Origin of the sequence: Streptococcus peroris ATCC 700780 (assembly GCF_000187585.1) — a bacterium.
Taxonomy (GTDB): domain Bacteria; phylum Bacillota; class Bacilli; order Lactobacillales; family Streptococcaceae; genus Streptococcus; species Streptococcus peroris.
In genome coordinates, this window is sequence record NZ_GL732463.1 from 408,862 (window position 1) to 428,714 (window position 19,853).

The window sequence follows — 19,853 nt, forward strand, 5'->3', positions numbered from 1 at the left end:
TAAAATAGAACTATCAATGAAAAGGATGAAAGCATGACAAAAAAAATCGTAGCCATTTGGGCTCAAGATGAAAAGGGTGTGATTGGAAAAGAGGATCGCTTGCCATGGCATTTGCCAGCAGAGTTAAAACATTTTAAAGAAACAACCTTGAATCATGCTATTTTGATGGGGCGTGTAACCTTTGATGGAATGGGACGACGATTACTTCCAGGACGTGAGACTTTAATTTTGACGCGCAATCCCGAAGAGTCAATTGAAGGAGCTCTAGTTTTCCAAAATGTTGAAGATGTTTTAGAATGGTACCATCATCAGGGTAAAAATCTCTATATCATTGGTGGCAAGCAAATTTTTCAGCTTTTTGAACCTTACTTAGATGAGATTATTGTGACGCAAATTCATGCTCAAGTCGAGGGGGATACTTATTTTCCAGAGGATTTTGATTTGAATTCCTTTGAGACAGTTGAAAGCAAATCGTATAGCAAAGATGAGAAAAATGCTTTTGATTTTACCATCGAATATAGAAAGAGAAAGGAAGCCTAATGGAGCGTAGTATTTTTGGATTTTTTACAGCTCTTTTGTGTGCTGTCTGTCTTGTAGCTGGGACACACGCTTTTCGTAAAAAGCGCTTTGGACTTGCTACTCTACTTTGGCTCAATGCCTTTACAAACTTGGTAAATAGCATTCATGCTTTTTATATGACCTTATTTTAGAGAGAATGAATAGTTAGAACGGAAGGGAATCATGCCTACAAATAGGAAAAATGATATGATGGTTTATTGCTCATTTTGTGGCAAAAGCCAAGAAGAAGTCAAAAAAATAATTGCTGGGAACAATGCCTTTATCTGTAATGAATGTGTAGAGTTGGCTCAAGAAATTATTCGTGAGGAGTTGGCAGAGGAAGTTTTGGCAGACTTGTCTGAGGTACCAAAACCAATTGAACTCTTAAACATCTTGAACCATTATGTAATTGGTCAAGATCGTGCAAAACGTGCCTTGGCAGTGGCTGTATATAACCACTACAAACGCATCAATTTTCACGATACGAGAGAAGAGTCAGAAGATGTGGATTTGCAAAAATCAAACATTCTAATGATTGGCCCAACTGGTTCGGGGAAGACTTTCCTTGCTCAAACCCTTGCTAGAAGTTTGAATGTACCTTTTGCCATTGCTGATGCAACAGCATTGACGGAAGCTGGTTATGTTGGTGAGGACGTGGAAAATATCCTCCTCAAACTTTTGCAAGCAGCTGACTTTAACATCGAACGTGCAGAACGTGGTATTATCTACGTAGATGAAATCGACAAGATTGCCAAGAAGAGTGAGAACGTGTCTATCACGCGTGATGTATCTGGTGAAGGGGTGCAACAAGCCCTCCTCAAAATTATCGAAGGAACTGTAGCTAGTGTACCACCACAAGGCGGACGCAAACATCCTCAACAAGAAATGATTCAAGTGGACACTAAGAATATCCTCTTTATTGTGGGTGGAGCCTTCGATGGCATCGAAGAGATTGTCAAACAGCGTTTGGGTGAAAAAGTGATTGGTTTTGGACAAAACAACAAGGCCATTGACGAAAATAGTTCTTACATGCAAGAAATCATCGCAGAAGATATTCAGAAATTTGGTATTATTCCTGAGTTGATTGGACGCTTGCCTGTCTTTGCGGCCTTGGAGCAGTTGACAGTAGATGATTTGGTTCGCATTTTGAAAGAGCCAAGAAATGCCTTGGTTAAACAATACCAGACCTTGCTTTCATATGACGATGTTGAGCTTGAATTTGACGACGAAGCTCTACAGGAAATTGCTAACAAAGCTATCGAACGTAAGACTGGTGCTCGTGGTCTTCGCTCCATCATCGAAGAAACTATGCTAGACGTTATGTTTGAAGTTCCAAGTCAAGAGAATGTGAAAACTGTCCGTATCACAAAAGAAGCGGTTGACGGAACGGCTAAGCCAATCCTAGAGACAGCCTAGAGGTGACTATGGAAATCAATACACACAATGCTGAGATTTTGCTGAGTGCAGCCAACAAATCCCACTATCCAGAGGATGAACTTCCTGAGATTGCTCTTGCAGGTCGCTCAAATGTTGGTAAATCGAGCTTTATCAATACCATGCTTAATCGTAAGAATCTGGCTCGTACTTCTGGAAAACCTGGTAAAACTCAGTTGCTGAACTTTTTTAACATTGATGATAAGATGCGTTTTGTAGATGTACCTGGTTACGGTTATGCCCGTGTGTCCAAAAAGGAACGCGAAAAATGGGGACGCATGATTGAGGAGTACTTAACCACTCGAGAAAATCTTCGGGCAGTGGTTAGTCTCGTTGACTTTCGTCATGATCCGTCAGCAGATGATGTGCAGATGTACGAATTTCTTAAGTATTATGAGATTCCTGTCATCATTGTAGCAACAAAAGCAGACAAGATTCCACGTGGGAAATGGAACAAGCACGAATCAGCTATTAAAAAGAAATTAAACTTTGATCCAAGTGATGATTTTATCCTCTTTTCATCCGTAACAAAAGCAGGAATGGATCAAGCTTGGGATGCTATTTTAGAAAAATTGTGAGGAATACATATGGCAAAAACAATTCATACAGATAAAGCTCCAAAGGCAATCGGACCTTATGTTCAAGGAAAAATCGTTGGGAACCTTTTGTTTGCTAGCGGTCAAGTACCTCTATCTCCTGAAACTGGAGAAATCGTAGGAGTGACCATCCAAGAACAGACAGAGCAAGTTTTAAAAAACATTGGCGCTATCTTGGCAGAGGCAGGAACAGATTTTGATCATGTTGTTAAAACGACTTGTTTCTTGAGTGATATAAACGACTTTGTACCTTTTAACGAGGTATACCAAACAGCCTTTAACAAGGAATTTCCAGCTCGTTCAGCTGTGGAAGTGGCTCGTCTTCCTCGCGATGTAAAAGTCGAAATTGAAGTCATCGCAGAGATTGGATAAGCGAGTTGAAGTTTGGTTTTCCAAACTTCTTTTGATATAAGGAGATTATGATGACAAAGAAACAACTTCATCTTGTGATTGTAACAGGGATGAGTGGTGCAGGGAAAACTGTAGCCATTCAATCCTTTGAAGATTTAGGATATTTTACCATTGATAATATGCCACCAGCTCTCTTGCCAAAGTTTTTGCAGTTGGTAGAGACCAAAGATGACGACCACAAGTTAGCCCTAGTGGTGGATATGCGTAGTCGTTCTTTCTTCTCAGAGATTCAGGCTGTCTTGGATGAATTGGAAAATCAAGATGATTTGGACTTCAAGATTCTCTTTTTGGATGCAGCTGATAAGGAATTGGTGGCACGCTATAAGGAAACTAGAAGAAGTCACCCTCTTGCAGCAGATGGTCGTATCTTGGACGGTATCAAGCTGGAACGCGAACTCTTGGCTCCTTTGAAAAATATGAGTCAAAATGTGGTTGATACAACAGAGTTAACTCCTCGTGAACTTCGCAAGACTATTGCAGAGCAATTTTCGGACCAAGAACAAACTCAGTCTTTCCGTATCGAGGTCATGTCTTTTGGGTTTAAATACGGCATTCCGATTGATGCAGATTTGGTATTTGATGTCCGTTTCTTGCCAAACCCTTACTATCTGCCAGAACTTCGCAATCAGACAGGTGAAGACCAGGCAGTTTATGACTATGTCATGAACCATGAGGAATCTGAAGATTTCTACCGTCATTTGTTAGCCTTGGTTGAACCAATCCTACCAGGCTATAAAAAAGAGGGCAAATCAGTCTTAACTATTGCGATTGGTTGTACTGGTGGCCAACACCGAAGTGTTGCTTTTGCCAAGCGTTTAGAAACTGACCTATCTAAAAGTTGGCCTGTAAATGAAAGTCATCGTGATAAAGACCGGAGAAAGGAAACGGTAAACCGTTCATGAGAAAACCAAAGATTACAGTGATTGGTGGTGGAACCGGGATCCCAGTTATTTTAAAAAGTTTAAGGGAAAAGGATGTCGAAATTGCAGCCATTGTAACTGTTGCTGACGATGGCGGTTCTTCAGGTGAACTTCGTAAAAACATTCAGCAGTTGACACCACCAGGAGATTTGCGCAATGTTCTTGTAGCCATGTCAGATATGCCAAAATTTTATGAAAAGGTCTTTCAATACCGTTTTTCAGAGGATGCAGGTGCTTTTGCTGGTCATCCATTAGGAAACATTATCATAGCTGGATTATCTGAAATGCAAGGTTCGACTTATAACGCTATGCAATTGCTGAGTAAATTTTTCCATACAACCGGAAAGATTTTTCCATCAAGCGACCATCCTTTGACACTCCATGCCGTCTTCAAAGATGGATCAGAAGTAGCTGGGGAAAGTCACATTGCAGACCATCCAGGAATGATTGATCATGTCTATGTTACCAATACTCTGGATGATGCAAAGCCACAGGCTAGTCGTCGAGTTGTCAATACCATTCTCGAGAGCGATATGATTGTCTTGGGCCCAGGTTCGCTCTTTACATCAATCTTACCTAATATTGTCATTGAAGAGATTGGTCAGGCACTTTTAGAGACCAAGGCAGAAATTGCCTATGTTTGCAATATCATGACCCAGCGTGGTGAGACAGAGCATTTTTCAGACAGCGATCACGTAGAAGTCTTGCATCGCCATTTGGGTCGCCCCTTTATCGATACCGTGCTTGTTAATATTGAAAAGGTTCCGAGAGATTATATGGATACCAACCGTTTTGATGAATATTTGGTGCAGGTAGAGCATGATTTTGAAGGATTGTGCAAGCAAGTACCTCGTGTTATTTCCTCCAATTTCCTTCGTTTGGAAAATGGGGGAGCATTCCATGATGGTCATTTGATTGTTGATGAGTTGATGCGTATTATACAGGTGAGAAAATGAGTTTCACAGTTGCAGTAAAAGAAGAAATTTTAAGGCAGCGTCATCTGAGTCGCTATGAGTTATCAGCAATCATCAAGATGTCTGGTAGTGTGGGCTTATCAAGTTCCGGTTTGACCTTGTCCGTCGTTACAGAAAATGCAAAGTTAGCTCGTCACCTCTATGAATCTTTCCTGCACTTCTATGGCATCAAGTCAGAAATTCGCCATCACCAGAGAAGTAATCTTCGGAAAAATCGTGTCTATACTGTATTTACGGATGAGCGAGTCCAAGAACTTTTAGCGGATTTGCGTTTGGCTGATTCATTCTTTGGCCTGGAGACAGGGATTGATCCAGATATTGTAGGAGATGAGGAAGCTGGACGTGCTTACCTTTGTGGAGCCTTTTTGGCAAATGGGAGTATTCGGGATCCTGAGTCAGGAAAGTATCAGTTAGAAATTAGTTCTGTTTATGTGGACCACGCCCAAGGGATTGCTTCGCTCTTGCAGCAGTTCTTGCTAGATGCAAAGGTTATCGAACGAAAAAAGGGCGCGGTGACCTATCTTCAGCGAGCGGAAGATATTATGGATTTCCTGATTTTAGTGGGAGCCATGCAGGCGCGGGATACTTTTGAAGGTGTCAAGATTCTCCGAGAAACTCGGAATGATCTCAATCGTGCCAATAATGCAGAGACGGCTAATATTGCTCGTACGGTTTCTGCGAGTATGAGAACCATCAACAATATCAGTAAAATCATTGATACCGTAGGTCTAGATAGCCTACCAGTCGATTTGCAAGAAGTAGCACATTTGCGTATCCAACATCCGGACTATTCTATCCAGCAATTGGCAGACAGTTTGACAAACCCGCTCACAAAAAGTGGTGTCAATCATAGATTGCGAAAGATCAACAAAATTGCAGATGAACTGTAAAAACCACGAATCGTATGATTCGTGGTTTTTTTCTTATAAACTTGTTGAGTGTTTTGGTTGTACTTTTTGTTGAGGGTCGATGTAGTTAATGGCATTGTTGACAGCAGTTGGTGCTTCACCAAGACCTGTTGCAATCAAGTCAATCTTACCTTCATAGTAGCAGCAGTCACCGATAGCGTAAATTCCAGCCTGGCTTGACTCTTGCTTGCTGTTGACGATAATTTTATGGCGATTCAGTTCTAATCCCCAATTTTTTAGATTACCGACAGAAGATTTGAAACCATAGTTGACAAAGAGATGATCCAGTTCAATGGTTTCGGTCTCATCTGATTTGACTTTTGTAATTTCAAGCTTGTTTAAAGTTTTTCCATCTCCAAGAAGTTGGCTTGGCACAAATGGTGTTTTGATACTTACAGATGATTCTTGTAAAGCTTGTACACTATGTTCAAGGGCACGGAAGTTATCTCTACGGTGAACAAGTGTAGTAGGGGCAATTTTTTCAAAAGCTAAGGCCCAGTCCACGGCAGAATCTCCACCACCAAGAATAGTTACTTTCTGTCCTACATATTGTTGAATGTTAGAAACGTGATAGTGGATATTTTCATAACCTTCAACACCTTCCAGTTCAAGTGGACGCGGTTTAAAAGCTCCACCTCCCATAGCAATAATGACAGTTTTACTAGTATGACTTCCTTTAGTAGTTGTGATATTAAAGATACCATCTTCTTTTTCAATCTCAAGAACGGTTTCGTTGAGGTGAATTGGGGTATCAAAACTATCGAGTTGCTCGATTAAACGGTTTGTCAACTCTTCTCCTGTTAGATTTGGGAAACCTGGAACATCGAGAATTTGTTTTTCAGGATATAGGATAGCAGGTTGACCGCCTAGTTGAGGGAGAGAATCAATGATTTGTACCTTTGCTTGACGAAGGTGAGCGTAAAAGGCTGCGAAAAGACCAACAGGTCCACCACCTACAATGGTGATATCATATAGTTCAGACATGGCTTCTCCTTAATTCATTTCTACCTTTTTATTCTATCATATTTTCTAGCAATTTAAAATCAAGTAGGGGAAGAAAAATTTCATAGAAAATGGTATAATGAAAAGAAGCATGTTTTATGGAGAGGAGTCTCGGGATGAATTTTCAGCAATTATCGAATCTTCAATATTGGTCTAGTTTATTTTCCAGTCCTTGGAGTATTGTGATAAATTTGATTGATATTCTAATCGTTACCTATATCTTATATCAATTTACAAAATCTATTGCAGGAACCAAGATTATGATTTTGGTTCGGGGCGTTTTAGTTTTTATTTTAGCTCAGATAGCAGCTAACTTTTTAGGGCTAACAACTATTTCCTGGCTGATCAATCAGTTAATTACATATGGAGTGATTGCAGCGGTTGTTATTTTCTCTCCAGAAATTCGGACAGGTTTGGAACGATTAGGTCGAGCAACTGATTTCTTCTCCACTACGCCAATGAGTTCAGAAGAACAAATGATACAAGCTTTTGTCAAATCGGTTGAGTATATGAGCCCTCGCAAAATCGGAGCGTTAGTGTCTGTCGAGCGTGTAAGAACACTGCAGGAGTACATCGTAACTGGAATTCCTTTGGACGCCAAGATTTCTGCCGAGCTATTGATTAATATCTTCATCCCGAATACTCCTCTTCATGACGGTGCAGTCATTATCAGCGGGGATCGGATAGCCGTAACCTCCGCCTATCTGCCACTGACAGAAAACACGGGTATTTCCAAAGAGTTCGGGACTCGTCACCGTGCAGCCATTGGGCTATCCGAAGTTTCGGATGCCTTTACCTTCGTTGTATCAGAAGAGACAGGTGGCATTTCCATTACCTACAATGGTGTCTTCAAACATGATTTGAGTTTGGAAGAATTCGAGGGTGAGTTACGTCGTATCCTGATACCAGTGGATTCACCAGAGCCAACGTTAAGAGAACGTATATTAGGAGGATGGAAAAATGAAAAGAAATAGTCTTTATATTATCTCCTCTTTCCTATTTGCATGCCTACTATTTGTCTATGCAACATCAATCAATTATCAAAATAATAATAACGCAAGACAAACTAAAACAGAAACCTATACAAATACAGTAGTTAATGTACCAATTGATATTCAGTATGATAGTAACCAGTATTTCATAAGTGGTTTTAGTTCAGAAGTAACAGTATTTTTAACGGGTTCAAATCGGGTAGCCTTGGCCAGTGAAATGCAGGAAAGTACTCGTAAATTTAAAGTCAAAGCAGATTTGACGCAGGCTACAGAAGGAACGGTTGAAGTTCCTTTGACGATTGAAAATCTGCCGAGTGGTTTGACAGCTGTAGTATCACCACAAAAGATTAAAGTAAAAATTGGTAAGAAGGTTACTAAAGATAATGTACCAGTTGTTCCTCAAATTGACTCTAGTCAAATTGATGAGCGAATTTTAATCGACCGTATTACTGTTTCCGATGGACGAGTTTCAGTAACCAGTGATACAGATACTCTATCTAAAATTGATCGCATTGTTGCAGTCTTACCAACCAGCGAAAAAATAAATGGAAATTATTCAGGTACAGTACCTCTACAAGCTGTGGATAAAAATGGGGCAGTTTTGCCAACAGTCATTACTCCTTTTGAAACCACTATGAAAGTAGTAACGAAACAAGCCAGATCAACAAATAGTACAACGACAACAAGTAATGCTTCGTCTACTGAGAACTCATCAACGACAGAAACGAAGCCTGATACTTCAACGCAACATTAAACTAGAAAAGGAATAGTAAAATGGGTAAATATTTTGGAACAGATGGAGTCCGTGGAGAAGCAAACGTAGAATTAACGCCGGAATTGGCCTTTAAACTAGGGCGTTTCGGAGGTTATGTTCTTAGTCAACATGAGACGGAAGTACCTAAGGTTTTTGTTGGACGAGACACACGTATTTCAGGGGAAATGTTAGAGTCGGCTCTCATTGCTGGTCTTCTTTCAGTTGGGATTCACGTATATAAACTTGGTGTTCTTGCCACACCAGCGGTAGCTTACTTGGTAAAAACTGAGGGAGCAAGTGCTGGGGTTATGATTTCAGCTAGCCACAATCCAGCCCTTGATAATGGGATTAAATTCTTTGGTGGAGATGGTTTTAAACTGGACGATGATAAGGAAGCTGAAATAGAAGCTTTGCTTGATGCGAGTGAGGATACTCTTCCGCGCCCAAGCGCAGAAGGCCTAGGTACAGTTGTCGATTATCCAGAAGGATTACGCAAGTACGAAGCATACCTTGTTTCGACTGGAACATCTCTTGAAGGAATGAAGGTGATCTTGGATACTGCAAATGGTGCTGCTTCAACAAGTGCCCGCCAAATCTTTGCAGATTTAGGTGCTCAATTGACAGTTATCGGAGAAACACCAGATGGACTGAACATCAACTTGAATGTTGGTTCAACTCATCCTGAAACTCTGCAGGAACTTGTAAAAGAAAGTCAGTCTGCTGTTGGTTTGGCATTTGATGGTGACAGTGACCGTCTGATTGCAGTTGATGAAAACGGCGAAATTGTTGACGGTGATAAGATTATGTATATCATCGGAAAATATCTATCAGAAAAAGGTCAATTAGCACACAACACTATCGTAACCACAGTCATGTCTAATCTTGGTTTCCATAAAGCCTTGGATCGTGAAGGAATTAATAAAGTTGTTACTGCTGTTGGAGACCGTTATGTAGTTGAAGAAATGAGAAAATTTGGCTACAATCTTGGAGGAGAACAGTCAGGTCACGTTATCTTGATGGACTATAATACAACAGGGGATGGTCAGTTATCAGCAGTTCAATTGACTAAAATCATGCAAGAAACGGGTAAGAGCTTATCTCAGTTGGCTTCAGAAGTGACTATTTACCCACAAAAATTGGTCAATATCCGTGTGGAAAACAACATGAAAGAAAAAGCCATGGAAGTACCAGCTATCAAGGCAATCATTGAAAAGATGGAAGAAGAAATGGCTGGCAACGGACGTATTTTAGTTCGTCCAAGTGGAACTGAACCACTCTTACGTGTCATGGCTGAGGCTCCAACAACTGAAGAGGTAGACTACTATGTTGATACCATTGCAGAAGTTGTGAAAGCAGAGATTGGGATCTAGGAAAGTTAGCAGAAAATAGGAAAATATGTTACAATGTCAAAGTAAATTGTAACCATGGAGAATGTGATGAATTTAAAACGTGAACAAGAATTTGTAAGTCAGTATCACTTTGATGCACGTAACTTTGAATGGGAAAATGAAAACGGAGTTCCTGAAACGAAAATTGACGTTAATTTTCAATTAATCCAACATGATCGAGAAAAGCAAGTGACTTCAATGGTCGTTGTTTTAACTTTTATGATTGTTTTTGATAAATTTGTTATCAGTGGAACGATTTCTCAAGTGAATCATGTAGAAGGGCGCATTGTCGAACAACCTTCTGACTTGAAACAAGAAGAAGTGGAACAACTTGGCCGTCCATGTTTGAATATGCTTAATCGTTTGACTTATGAAGTGACGGAAATTGCACTGGATTTACCAGGAATTAATTTGGAGTTTTAAAAAATGAAATTAGCGGTCATAACAGACTCATCTGCTTTTCTACAAGCGGAAACCTTGCTGAAAGAAGATTTATTTGTGCTAGACATTCCTGTGAATATCGACGGACAGGAGTATGTTGAAGGTGTAAATCTAACCGCTCAAGAATTTTATGAAAAAATGGCTCGTTCATCTGAGCTACCTAAAACAAGTCAACCAAGCATTGCTAAGTTGGATGAAATTTTATCGTCATTAAAAGAAAAAGGATATACCCATGTTTTGGGACTCTTCCTTTCTTCTGGAATCTCAGGATTCCACCAGAATATCCAGTATATGACGGATGAGTTTGAAGGTCTAACAATTGCTTTTCCTGATACTCGTATTACAAGTGCTCCTCTAGGGTTTATGGTGGAAAGTGTTTTTCAATGGGTTGAGTTGGGAAATGACTTCGAAACTATCTTAGCAAAATTAACAGAACAGATTGAGAACACTTCTGCCTTTATCATGGTAGATGATCTCAATCACCTTGTTAAAGGTGGTCGCTTATCAAATGGGGCAGCTATTTTAGGGAATCTTCTTAGTATTAAACCAATCTTATACTTCAATGACCAAGGTGTGATTGAAGTATATGAGAAAGTTCGTACAGAAAAGAAAGCAACCAAACGCTTGGTCGAAATTGTCAAAGAAGCAACAAGTAACGGAAACTACCGGATTACAGTGATTCATGGGAATGCCTCTCAAAAAGCAGCAGATTTGCGTCAGCTTTTGTTAGATAGTGGAGTAGCTACAGACATTTCGATTGCAACCTTCGGTAGTGTCATTGGGACTCACCTTGGAGAAGGAAGTATTGCTTTGGGTTATACCCCAATCGTCTAGCTTGTTCTTACAGGCTTTGTATCTTAGATAGGAGTAGAGATGAGTATAAGAGTCATTATTGCAGGTTTTAAGGGAAGAATGGGACAAGCTGCTTGTCAGATGGTCCTAGGTGATCCAGCACTTGATTTAGTTGCTGTTTTAGATCCTTTCGCTCAGGAAACTGAATGGCAGGGGATTCCTGTATTTAAAGATAAGACAGATTTAATTGGTTTTGATGCCGATGTCTGGGTAGATTTTACAACTCCTGCAGTTGCCTATGAAAATACCCACTTTGCTTTAGAGCAAGGTTTTGCTCCTGTTGTTGGGACAACAGGATTTACTAGTGAGCAAATAACCGAGTTGACAAACTTTTCTCGCGATAAAAATCTGGGAGGGTTGATAGCCCCAAACTTTGCTTTAGGTGCTGTCTTACTCATGCAATTTGCGGCACAGGCGGCTAAATACTTCCCAAATGTGGAAATTATTGAACTGCACCATGACAAGAAAAAAGATGCTCCTAGTGGAACAGCCATCAAGACTGCTGAGTTAATGGCTGAAGTTCGTGAGCCTATTCAACAAGGTGCAAGCGATGAGGAAGAACTCATTGCAGGTGCACGTGGAGCTAATTTTGATGGTATGCGAATCCATTCGGTCCGTTTACCTGGTTTGGTAGCCCATCAGGAAGTCATTTTTGGAAATCAAGGAGAAGGTTTGACTCTGCGTCATGACTCCTATGATCGTAGCTCCTTCATGACAGGAGTGAATTTGGGAATCAAAGAAGTTGTCAAGCGTCATGAGCTTGTCTATGGATTAGAACACTTATTATGAGATTAACACAAATGCCTTCTGAATTTCAGAAGGCTTTACCAGTATTAGAAAAAATTAAAGAAGCGGGTTTTGAGGCTTATTTTGTTGGTGGATCTGTTAGAGATGCACTCCTCAATCGTCCTATCCACGATGTGGACATTGCGACCTCTTCCTATCCTGAAGAAACCAAACAGATTTTTTCAAGAACGGTTGATATTGGTATCGAACACGGAACAGTTTTAGTCTTAGAAGGTGAAGAAGAGTATGAAGTGACAACCTTTCGGACAGAAGATGTTTATGTAGATTATCGCAGGCCTAGTGCAGTTTCTTTTGTTCGCTCGCTAGAAGAAGATCTCAAGCGTCGCGATTTTACAGTTAATGCCTTTGCTTTAGATGAGACAGGTGAAATCGTTGATTTATTTGATGGTCTAAAAGATTTAGAAAATCAAATATTGCGTGCAGTGGGTGTCGCTAGTGAACGTTTCAACGAAGACGCTCTACGCATCATGCGTGGATTTCGTTTCCAGGCCAGTCTTGGTTTTGAACTGGAGACAGAAACCTTTAAAGCGATGAAGGTCTTAACGCCGCTCTTAGAAAAAATATCGATCGAGCGTACTTTTGTTGAATTTGATAAACTTCTACTAGCTCCTTATTGGCGAGTAGGTTTATCTTCTATGATTGAGAGTCAAGCTTATGATTATCTTCCAGATATGGCTGGTAGTCAGGACAAGCTCCAGTCATTATTTGATTTAGAAGATAATTTCACTTTTGAATCTTCTGAACAAGCCTGGGCAGCACTTTTGTGGGCTTTAGAAGTGGAAGATGCTCAACAATTTTTGAAACATTGGAAAACTTCACGTCAATTTGCTAAGCAGGTACAGGATTTGCTAACTATTTTGTCTCTTCGTGAGGGAGGAGCATTGAGTAAACGTGATTGCTATCAATTCAATCTTGACTCGCTCTTGCAGGCTGAAAATCTTCGCAAAGCTCAAGGAAAGGAAGTCAATCCACAAGCCATCACAGAAACCTACGAGAGCTTGACCTTTCATGATAAGAAAGAGATGCAAATCAACGGTGATATTCTCATCAAAGAATATGGCTATCAGCCAGGTCCTGAATTAGGAGATGTGTTAGATGAAATTGAGTACGCTATTGTAGACGGAGTATTGGAAAATGACCGTCAAGCCATCCATGACTACCTAAGGGGGAGAAAATGAGTGACTTTATTGTTGAAAAACTAAGTAAATCCGTTGGTGATAAGACTGTCTTTAAGGATATTTCCTTTATCATCCATGACTTAGACAGAATCGGTCTTATTGGTGTCAACGGAACCGGGAAAACAACCCTTTTAGATGTTCTTTCTGGTGTTTCAGGTTTTGATGGTGACGTAAGCCCTTTTTCAGCAAAAAACGATTATAAGATTGGCTACCTGACTCAGGACCCAGATTTTGATGATAGCAAGACTGTTTTGGATACTGTTCTATCAAGTGATTTGAAGGAAATCCAATTGATCCGTGAATACGAACTGATTATGCTTAACTATAATGAGGATAAGCAGTCACGTTTGGAACGTGTCATGGCGGAGATGGATTCCCTCCAAGCTTGGGAAATTGAGAGTCAGGTCAAAACGGTTCTCAGCAAGCTCGGCATTCAGGATTTAACAGCTCCAGTTGGAACTTTGTCTGGCGGTCTCCGTAGACGGGTTCAATTGGCACAAGTACTTCTGGGTAACCATGATCTTTTATTATTGGATGAGCCAACCAACCACTTAGATATAGCAACTATTGAGTGGCTAACCCTCTTTTTGAAAAATTCCAAGAAAACAGTTCTCTTTATCACCCATGACCGTTACTTCCTAGATGCTCTTTCTACGCGCATTTTTGAGTTGGATCGGGCAGGCTTGACAGAATATCAAGGAAATTACCAAGACTATGTTCGTCTCAAAGCAGAACAAGATGAGCGCGATGCAGCACTTCTTCATAAGAAAAAGCAACTCTATAAGCAAGAGTTGGACTGGATGCGTAGGCAACCACAAGCGCGTGCAACCAAGCAACAGGCACGAATCAACCGATTCCATGATTTGAAAAAGGAAGTTTCAGACACGACTGCTGATACAGACTTGGCCATGAACTTTGAGACCAGTCGAATCGGTAAGAAAGTTATTGAGTTCAAGGATGTTTCCTTTGCCTATGACGACAAACCGATTCTGCATCATTTTAACCTTTTGGTGCAAGCTAAAGACCGTATTGGAATCGTTGGGGATAATGGTGTTGGAAAGTCAACCCTTCTCAATCTCATTGCAGGGATACTGAAACCAACTGAGGGCCAAATTATCATTGGTGAAACAGTTCGCATCGCCTATTTCTCTCAGCAAATTGAGGGATTAGATGAGAGCAAGCGAGTTATCAATTACCTGCAAGAGGTGGCAGAAGAAGTCAAGACTAGCGGTGGTACTACGACATCTATTGCAGAATTACTAGAACAGTTCCTCTTTCCACGTTCAATGCATGGTACCTTGATTGAGAAACTGTCTGGTGGAGAGAAGAAACGTCTTTACCTTCTCAAACTACTCCTAGAAAAGCCCAATGTTCTTCTCTTGGACGAGCCAACCAATGACCTAGACATTGCGACCTTGACGGTCTTGGAGAATTTCTTGCAAGGTTTTGCTGGGCCTGTTTTAACAGTTAGTCACGACCGTTATTTTCTTGATAAGGTAGCGACTAAGATTCTTGCCTTTGAGAATGAGACTATTCGTCCTTTCTTTGGCCATTATACCGACTACTTAGATGAAAAGGCCTTTGAAGCAGAAGCTGCAAGTCAAGTCCAAAAGGCTGACAAGGAAAAAGTCGCCAAAGTACGTGAAGAAAAGAAACGGATGACTTACCAAGAAAAGCAGGAGTGGGCAAGCATTGAAGGAGATATCGAAGTCTTGGAAAATCGTATCACGGCCATTGAAGAAGAGATGCAGGCTAATGGTTCTGACTTTGGTAAATTAGCTACACTTCAAAAAGAGCTAGATGAGAAGAATGAAACCTTGCTTGAAAAATATGAACGCTATGAATATTTAAGTGAGTTGGTATAATGGAAGAAACAATTATTAAATGGAGTGGTAAGAAAGTCATCTGGAATACCGTTTTCGTTCTCGTTTACGGCATTTTTCTCTTATGGATATTACTTTTTATAGTGACGCATTTAGTGCAAGTCTCTATCTTAATGGTTATCTTGCTACTTTTAATGATTCTGTTAATCTTAACTGTTGGATGTATCGTTTACCAACGCATTCAAATTTTGCGTTCAGATAGAGAATATCTGAGATGCACAGTTAAGGGATTCTTCTATAAGCCAAACCCTTATAAAGCAAGTAAATTTTACGACTGGAAAGATGTAGAAGAATTCGCTTTTCGGAGAATTTCAGGAGGAAGAAGATCGAGGGATTTTTATCGGATTGAGGTGTCTTTTTATGACAAAGACCTCGTAAAAATAAAATCTTTATGGACTCACTTGCGAAATAAATTTACAACTGTTAAACCTTCTATAGACTTGATAATTCCCATCTATTTGCTTGATGTAGGACTACCAGAGAGAGTATTTGAAACGATGACATACTATGAGCGAGAGTGGCGCATTGAACAGAATCGTCAACGGAATCAAACTTCTAAAAGTAAAAAGAAGTAAGGATTTCATTGCCTGATTAACCGGTTGCTATTGAAGAGCAAAGGGAAGTCTTGGACCAATTTTCAAGACTTCTTTCTATTTTGCTTTTCTAGGAAATATGGTATAATAGGGAGTAAAAACTTAAAAAGAAAGAAATGCTATGAACTTAAAAGATTACATTGCAAGTATTGAAAATTACCCACAAGAAGGCATTACGTTCCGTGATATCAGCCCTTTGATGGCTAACGGAAATGCCTACAGCTATGCTGTTCGTGAAATTGTTCAATATGCTACTGACAAAAAGATTGATATGATCGTAGGACCAGAAGCGCGTGGATTTATCGTTGGATGTCCAGTCGCTTTTGAGTTGGGAATTGGTTTTGCTCCTGTACGTAAACCAGGAAAATTGCCACGCGAAGTGATTTCAGCTGACTACGAAAAAGAATATGGTGTTGATACTTTGACTATGCACGCAGATGCTATCAAACCAGGTCAACGTGTTCTGATCGTAGATGACCTCTTGGCAACAGGTGGTACTGTGAAAGCAACCATCGAAATGATTGAAAAACTTGGTGGTATCGTAGCTGGTTGTGCCTTCTTGATTGAGCTTGATGAACTTAAAGGCCGTGAAGCTATCGGAGATTACGATTACAAAGTGCTCATGCATTATTAAAGAAAAAACAGTCCTTAGGGCTGTTTTCTCTTCATAGTGATATAAAAAAAGGCTATACCTAGTTAGAGAAAAACTATAATTGAAAACTATATCTTCTTACAGTATAATAAAAGGAAGGACTATCGTCAGCTGATTTTCATTTGACGACTGCATGTTAACTTGAGCCTAGTATTGATAGAGTAAGGAGATTTCCATGCCGATTCGGATTGATAAAAAATTACCAGCAGTTGAGATTTTACGAACGGAAAATATTTTCGTCATGGATGACCAGCGAGCGGCTCATCAGGATATTCGACCACTGAAAATTTTGATTTTAAACTTAATGCCACAAAAGATGGTGACAGAGGCTCAGCTTTTGCGACATTTAGCTAATACTCCACTTCAGTTGGATATTGACTTTTTATATATGGAAAGTCACCAATCAAAAACAACTCGCTCAGAGCATATGGAGACATTTTATAAGACCTTCTCAGAAATCAAAGACGAGTATTTCGACGGGTTGATCATTACAGGAGCTCCGGTTGAACATCTTCCCTTCGAAGAAGTGGACTACTGGGAGGAATTTACCCAAGTGATTGATTGGTCTAATACTCATGTCTACTCGACCCTCCATATTTGTTGGGGTGCTCAGGCAGCTCTTTACTATCGATATGGTGTAGATAAACACCAGATGGCCCAAAAGCTTTCTGGAATTTATCCTCAGGATGTTTTAAAAGAAGGTCATTTTTTGCTGAGAGGATTTGATGATCTATATGTATCGCCTCATTCTCGTCATACAGAAATTCTCAAAGAGGATATCTTGAATAAAACTAATTTAGAGATTTTAGCATCAGGTGAAGAGGTCGGAATCTCTATCCTTGCAAGTCGAGATTTGAGAGAAGTCTATAGCTTTGGGCATTTGGAGTATGATCGTGATACGCTCGCGAAAGAATATTTTAGAGATCTAGATGCTGGTTTAGATCCACATATACCAGAAAATTATTTCAAAAATGATGACATTCACGAACTTCCATGCATGCGCTGGAGTTCATCTGCAGCCCTCTTTTTCAGTAACTGGGTAAATTATGCAGTTTACCAAGAAACGCCTTTTGAGTGGAAAAGTGCGGAAGAAGATGTGTCTCATTTTGGATATTTATAAGAGGAATTATGACATATTTAGATGCTTTTAAATCAGGGAACTTGGTGTTACCGAGTGATCTGCTTTTGAATTACAATCAACTCTTCTCGTCAAGCGATGATTTCTTGATTTGGCAATTCTTTTACCTACAAAATACAACGGCTTTGGGTGAGTTGTCGCCAAGTCAAATCGCTGAAAAAATTGGCAAAGAGGTCACTGAAGTCAATCAAGCCATTTCACGATTAACCGATAAAGGATTACTCCAATATCGTACAATTGAGCTAAATGGAGAGATTGAAGTTATTTTTGACGCAACCCTTGCCTTGGAGCGCCTAGACCAACTATTTGAAAAACAAGCTCCAAATCAAGTGAAACCAGCTCAGAATGACTTGAAGAGCTTGGTGGAAACTTTCCAACAGGAGCTAGGTCGTCTCTTGAGTCCCTTTGAAATCGAAGATTTGGAAAAGAGTTTGAAAGAAGATGGGACGAGTGCGGATTTGATAAAAGAAGCTCTACGTGAAGCTGTTTTGAATGGAAAACCAAACTGGAAATATATCCAAGCAATCCTACGAAACTGGCGACATGAGGGTATTAAGAGTGTAGCCCAGGTAGAAGCGAAACGTCAGGAGAGAGAGGCAACAAACCCTCAAAATGTTCAAGTTTCATCTGATTTTAAAAATGCCATGGACCTTTGGAAAGACTAATATTTAGCAATAAAAAAACTTGCCATAGGCAAGTTTTTTTGTGCTCTTAATAAGTAATCCCCCAAACACTGACTGAACGCTCAGCAACTGGGAAGTCGCCGTATCCTTCGGCAGTAATAGTTACTTGTTCTGGATGGTTCCCAAGCAAATCAACAAATGTTCGATTTGCCCACTCTTGACCGACATACATGGTTTTGTAATTTTCTTGAGCGTTTGAGATAAGAACGGCGATAGGTGATTGGTCGTCAGTACCAGAACGGACCCAACCGATACAATTAGGATCATCAAAGTAGTCCGTTTGCTCACCGTAAGCTAACTCTTTTCGGATAGTTAGCAAACGGTTAAGGACATCTTTAAAGTCTTGCTGGGCAAATTGACCAGAAATACCGTAGTAGTCTCCGTAAAAGACACAGGGAAGACCCTGTTCACGCAAAAGAATAAGAGCATAGGCTGCTGGCTTAAACCATTCTTCAACAGTAGATTCGAGGGCTTGACCGCGTTGTGTATCATGGTTTTCGACAAAGGTCACAGCTCGATCCGGATTGATTTGAGCCAGACTATCATCAAAAATAGTTGTTAAATCATAGTCAGCTCCTGCCTGGCTTGCCTCAAAGAGATTCATATGGAGGCGAACATCAACAAGATCAAAGCGTTCTTCAATCTTTTCAAGATAATCCAGATTAGCTTCCTTATCAGGATTCCAGAATTCTCCGAAAACATAGAAGTCTTGACCATATTTTTCCTTGATATCGCGTATGAAATTGCGCATAAAGAAAGAGTCAATGTGCTTAACTGCATCTAAGCGAAAGCCTGATACACCAGTCGTTTCGATAAACCAATTTGCCCAGTCATAGATATTCTGGATGACTTCGGGGTGTTTGAAATCCAGGTCTGCGTACATGAGATAGTCGTAATTTCCGTTCTCATTGTCGACTAATTCTTCATGAGCCCAACCTTTATTCTCTCCCTGAATGAGATAGATGCCAGACTTACGACGTTTAGCATCGTAGTCAGTTCCTGTGAAGTGGTACCAGTGCCAGTGAAAATCGTTGTAGGTGTTTTGTCTACCATCAAAAGTAAAACCGGTCCAACCATTGATGGTGAAAGGTTCTCCTAGTTCGATTGTGCGGTCTTCTGGATCCACTTCGATAACTTGAAAGGATTCTAAATGATCTGCAGCTGCCTTGTGGTTTAAGACGACATCAGCCATCGGTTGGATTCCGTGAGATTTCAGTGTTTGAATGGCTTGGAGATAATCTTCTTTGAAGCCATACTTGGTACGAACAGTTCCTTTTTGGTCAAATTCACCAAGGTCGAATAGATCATAGACTCCATAACCAACATCTTTTTCGTTTGTAGCCTTAAAAGCAGGTGGCATCCAGATATGACTAATTCCTAAGTTAGCTAGGTGTTCAGCATCGTTAGTTAGTCGTTCCCAGTGTTTTCCGTCATGGGGGAGATACCACTCAAAATATTGCATTAGGGTTTGATTTTTCATAGAAAGTCCTCATACTTAACAATTTGACAATCATTTTACCACAAAGCTGTACAATACGCAAACGTTTGCGCTAGAAAATATACTCTAGTCATTTTATGTCCATTTTTTAAAAAAACCTTTTTAAAATTCGGAAGAGAGATACTATCTGATGGAAAAGAGTGATAAATAGTTTCAATTCCTATGGAATCAATGGAGAATCACTTTCTATT

At 40.1% G+C, this 19,853-nt stretch carries 22 protein-coding genes; 20 read left to right on the plus strand and 2 right to left on the minus strand.

Annotated features, from left to right (window positions below; genetic code table 11):
- Positions 1 to 33 precede the first annotated feature (33 nt).
- The 8 genes from HMPREF9180_RS03950 to whiA are packed head-to-tail and all read left to right on the plus strand — an operon-like array spanning position 34 to position 5,783.
- Positions 34 to 540 (plus strand): dihydrofolate reductase, encoded by a 507-nt coding sequence (locus HMPREF9180_RS03950; RefSeq protein WP_006145153.1) that lies wholly within the window; start codon positions 34 to 36, stop codon positions 538 to 540.
- Positions 540 to 710 (plus strand): hypothetical protein, encoded by a 171-nt coding sequence (locus HMPREF9180_RS10280; protein WP_000442255.1) that lies wholly within the window; start codon positions 540 to 542, stop codon positions 708 to 710. Before HMPREF9180_RS03950 ends, HMPREF9180_RS10280 begins: the two co-directional genes overlap by 1 nt.
- 31 nt (positions 711 to 741) lie before the next feature.
- Positions 742 to 1,974 carry an ATP-dependent Clp protease ATP-binding subunit ClpX gene (clpX, locus tag HMPREF9180_RS03960; RefSeq protein ID WP_006145154.1) on the plus strand — a complete coding sequence of 411 codons (1,233 nt, stop codon included), beginning with the start codon at positions 742 to 744 and terminating at the stop codon, positions 1,972 to 1,974.
- An 8-nt stretch (positions 1,975 to 1,982) separates the two neighbouring features.
- On the plus strand, positions 1,983 to 2,570 hold the full coding sequence (gene yihA / locus HMPREF9180_RS03965; protein WP_006145155.1) for a ribosome biogenesis GTP-binding protein YihA/YsxC: 588 nt from the start codon (positions 1,983 to 1,985) through the stop codon (positions 2,568 to 2,570).
- Between the two features lie 9 nt (positions 2,571 to 2,579).
- Positions 2,580 to 2,960, plus strand: a complete 381-nt coding sequence (locus tag HMPREF9180_RS03970; RefSeq protein WP_006145156.1) for a RidA family protein — start codon at positions 2,580 to 2,582, stop codon at positions 2,958 to 2,960.
- 50 nt (positions 2,961 to 3,010) lie between these two features.
- Positions 3,011 to 3,901 (plus strand): RNase adapter RapZ, encoded by an 891-nt coding sequence (rapZ, locus tag HMPREF9180_RS03975; protein WP_025168625.1) that lies wholly within the window; start codon positions 3,011 to 3,013, stop codon positions 3,899 to 3,901.
- A complete protein-coding gene (locus tag HMPREF9180_RS03980; protein WP_006145158.1) occupies positions 3,898 to 4,875 on the plus strand; it encodes a YvcK family protein in 978 nt (325 codons plus the stop codon). Before rapZ ends, HMPREF9180_RS03980 begins: the two co-directional genes overlap by 4 nt.
- Positions 4,872 to 5,783: a DNA-binding protein WhiA gene (gene whiA, locus HMPREF9180_RS03985; protein WP_006145159.1), complete on the plus strand. Its 912-nt coding sequence runs from the start codon at positions 4,872 to 4,874 to the stop codon at positions 5,781 to 5,783. Before HMPREF9180_RS03980 ends, whiA begins: the two co-directional genes overlap by 4 nt.
- 33 nt (positions 5,784 to 5,816) lie before the next feature.
- Here whiA and HMPREF9180_RS03990 read toward each other — a convergent pair whose 3' ends face one another.
- Complete coding sequence (locus HMPREF9180_RS03990; protein WP_006145160.1) at positions 5,817 to 6,785, minus strand: NAD(P)/FAD-dependent oxidoreductase; 969 nt, start codon at positions 6,783 to 6,785, stop codon at positions 5,817 to 5,819.
- 134 nt (positions 6,786 to 6,919) lie between these two features.
- Here HMPREF9180_RS03990 and cdaA point away from each other — a divergent pair, with 134 nt between their 5' ends.
- The 12 genes from cdaA (at position 6,920) to HMPREF9180_RS04050 (ending at position 18,146) form a co-directional block, all read left to right on the plus strand.
- On the plus strand, positions 6,920 to 7,777 hold the full coding sequence (gene cdaA / locus HMPREF9180_RS03995) for a diadenylate cyclase CdaA (RefSeq protein ID WP_025168626.1): 858 nt from the start codon (positions 6,920 to 6,922) through the stop codon (positions 7,775 to 7,777).
- A complete protein-coding gene (locus HMPREF9180_RS04000) occupies positions 7,764 to 8,549 on the plus strand; it encodes a CdaR family protein (protein WP_006145162.1) in 786 nt (261 codons plus the stop codon). The genes cdaA and HMPREF9180_RS04000 overlap by 14 nt, the downstream gene beginning before the upstream one ends.
- 20 nt (positions 8,550 to 8,569) lie before the next feature.
- Positions 8,570 to 9,919 (plus strand): phosphoglucosamine mutase, encoded by a 1,350-nt coding sequence (gene glmM, locus HMPREF9180_RS04005; protein ID WP_006145163.1) that lies wholly within the window; start codon positions 8,570 to 8,572, stop codon positions 9,917 to 9,919.
- A 66-nt stretch (positions 9,920 to 9,985) separates the two neighbouring features.
- Positions 9,986 to 10,360 carry a DUF1149 family protein gene (locus HMPREF9180_RS04010; RefSeq protein ID WP_025168627.1) on the plus strand — a complete coding sequence of 125 codons (375 nt, stop codon included), beginning with the start codon at positions 9,986 to 9,988 and terminating at the stop codon, positions 10,358 to 10,360.
- 3 nt (positions 10,361 to 10,363) lie between these two features.
- Positions 10,364 to 11,212 carry a DegV family protein gene (locus tag HMPREF9180_RS04015; protein WP_006145165.1) on the plus strand — a complete coding sequence of 283 codons (849 nt, stop codon included), beginning with the start codon at positions 10,364 to 10,366 and terminating at the stop codon, positions 11,210 to 11,212.
- Positions 11,213 to 11,251: 39 nt separating this feature from the next.
- The gene (dapB, locus tag HMPREF9180_RS04020; protein WP_006145166.1) at positions 11,252 to 12,019 is read left to right on the plus strand and encodes a 4-hydroxy-tetrahydrodipicolinate reductase; all 768 of its coding nucleotides are present in this window, start codon (positions 11,252 to 11,254) and stop codon (positions 12,017 to 12,019) included.
- Positions 12,016 to 13,215: a CCA tRNA nucleotidyltransferase gene (locus HMPREF9180_RS04025; protein ID WP_006145167.1), complete on the plus strand. Its 1,200-nt coding sequence runs from the start codon at positions 12,016 to 12,018 to the stop codon at positions 13,213 to 13,215. Before dapB ends, HMPREF9180_RS04025 begins: the two co-directional genes overlap by 4 nt.
- Positions 13,212 to 15,080, plus strand: a complete 1,869-nt coding sequence (locus HMPREF9180_RS04030; protein WP_006145168.1) for an ABC-F family ATP-binding cassette domain-containing protein — start codon at positions 13,212 to 13,214, stop codon at positions 15,078 to 15,080. The genes HMPREF9180_RS04025 and HMPREF9180_RS04030 overlap by 4 nt, the downstream gene beginning before the upstream one ends.
- Entirely contained in the window at positions 15,080 to 15,673 is a 594-nt protein-coding gene (locus tag HMPREF9180_RS04035; protein ID WP_006145169.1) for a hypothetical protein, read from the plus strand. Before HMPREF9180_RS04030 ends, HMPREF9180_RS04035 begins: the two co-directional genes overlap by 1 nt.
- A gap of 139 nt (positions 15,674 to 15,812) precedes the next feature.
- Positions 15,813 to 16,325, plus strand: coding sequence for an adenine phosphoribosyltransferase (locus tag HMPREF9180_RS04040; protein WP_006145170.1), 513 nt, complete (start codon positions 15,813 to 15,815; stop codon positions 16,323 to 16,325).
- A gap of 193 nt (positions 16,326 to 16,518) precedes the next feature.
- Positions 16,519 to 17,463 (plus strand): homoserine O-acetyltransferase MetA, encoded by a 945-nt coding sequence (gene metA, locus HMPREF9180_RS04045; protein ID WP_006145171.1) that lies wholly within the window; start codon positions 16,519 to 16,521, stop codon positions 17,461 to 17,463.
- An 8-nt stretch (positions 17,464 to 17,471) separates the two neighbouring features.
- The gene (locus tag HMPREF9180_RS04050) at positions 17,472 to 18,146 is read left to right on the plus strand and encodes a DnaD domain-containing protein (protein WP_006145172.1); all 675 of its coding nucleotides are present in this window, start codon (positions 17,472 to 17,474) and stop codon (positions 18,144 to 18,146) included.
- A gap of 46 nt (positions 18,147 to 18,192) precedes the next feature.
- On the opposite strand, the gene HMPREF9180_RS04055 is transcribed toward HMPREF9180_RS04050, so the two are convergent.
- Positions 18,193 to 19,644, minus strand: coding sequence for an alpha-amylase (locus HMPREF9180_RS04055; protein WP_006145173.1), 1,452 nt, complete (start codon positions 19,642 to 19,644; stop codon positions 18,193 to 18,195).
- Positions 19,645 to 19,853: the final 209 nt, after the last annotated feature.

Bases quoted from the DNA above. Each gene is read 5' to 3' on its own strand.
- HMPREF9180_RS03950 (WP_006145153.1), top strand. From the start codon at position 34: ATGACAAAAAAAATCGTAGCCATTTGGGCTCAAGATGAAAAGGGTGTG.
- HMPREF9180_RS10280 (WP_000442255.1), top strand. From the start codon at position 540: ATGGAGCGTAGTATTTTTGGATTTTTTACAGCTCTTTTGTGTGCTGTC.
- clpX (WP_006145154.1), top strand. From the start codon at position 742: ATGCCTACAAATAGGAAAAATGATATGATGGTTTATTGCTCATTTTGT.
- yihA (WP_006145155.1), top strand. From the start codon at position 1,983: ATGGAAATCAATACACACAATGCTGAGATTTTGCTGAGTGCAGCCAAC.
- HMPREF9180_RS03970 (WP_006145156.1), top strand. From the start codon at position 2,580: ATGGCAAAAACAATTCATACAGATAAAGCTCCAAAGGCAATCGGACCT.
- rapZ (WP_025168625.1), top strand. From the start codon at position 3,011: ATGACAAAGAAACAACTTCATCTTGTGATTGTAACAGGGATGAGTGGT.
- HMPREF9180_RS03980 (WP_006145158.1), top strand. From the start codon at position 3,898: ATGAGAAAACCAAAGATTACAGTGATTGGTGGTGGAACCGGGATCCCA.
- whiA (WP_006145159.1), top strand. From the start codon at position 4,872: ATGAGTTTCACAGTTGCAGTAAAAGAAGAAATTTTAAGGCAGCGTCAT.
- HMPREF9180_RS03990 (WP_006145160.1), bottom strand. From the start codon at position 6,785: ATGTCTGAACTATATGATATCACCATTGTAGGTGGTGGACCTGTTGGT.
- cdaA (WP_025168626.1), top strand. From the start codon at position 6,920: ATGAATTTTCAGCAATTATCGAATCTTCAATATTGGTCTAGTTTATTT.
- HMPREF9180_RS04000 (WP_006145162.1), top strand. From the start codon at position 7,764: ATGAAAAGAAATAGTCTTTATATTATCTCCTCTTTCCTATTTGCATGC.
- glmM (WP_006145163.1), top strand. From the start codon at position 8,570: ATGGGTAAATATTTTGGAACAGATGGAGTCCGTGGAGAAGCAAACGTA.
- HMPREF9180_RS04010 (WP_025168627.1), top strand. From the start codon at position 9,986: ATGAATTTAAAACGTGAACAAGAATTTGTAAGTCAGTATCACTTTGAT.
- HMPREF9180_RS04015 (WP_006145165.1), top strand. From the start codon at position 10,364: ATGAAATTAGCGGTCATAACAGACTCATCTGCTTTTCTACAAGCGGAA.
- dapB (WP_006145166.1), top strand. From the start codon at position 11,252: ATGAGTATAAGAGTCATTATTGCAGGTTTTAAGGGAAGAATGGGACAA.
- HMPREF9180_RS04025 (WP_006145167.1), top strand. From the start codon at position 12,016: ATGAGATTAACACAAATGCCTTCTGAATTTCAGAAGGCTTTACCAGTA.
- HMPREF9180_RS04030 (WP_006145168.1), top strand. From the start codon at position 13,212: ATGAGTGACTTTATTGTTGAAAAACTAAGTAAATCCGTTGGTGATAAG.
- HMPREF9180_RS04035 (WP_006145169.1), top strand. From the start codon at position 15,080: ATGGAAGAAACAATTATTAAATGGAGTGGTAAGAAAGTCATCTGGAAT.
- HMPREF9180_RS04040 (WP_006145170.1), top strand. From the start codon at position 15,813: ATGAACTTAAAAGATTACATTGCAAGTATTGAAAATTACCCACAAGAA.
- metA (WP_006145171.1), top strand. From the start codon at position 16,519: ATGCCGATTCGGATTGATAAAAAATTACCAGCAGTTGAGATTTTACGA.
- HMPREF9180_RS04050 (WP_006145172.1), top strand. From the start codon at position 17,472: ATGACATATTTAGATGCTTTTAAATCAGGGAACTTGGTGTTACCGAGT.
- HMPREF9180_RS04055 (WP_006145173.1), bottom strand. From the start codon at position 19,644: ATGAAAAATCAAACCCTAATGCAATATTTTGAGTGGTATCTCCCCCAT.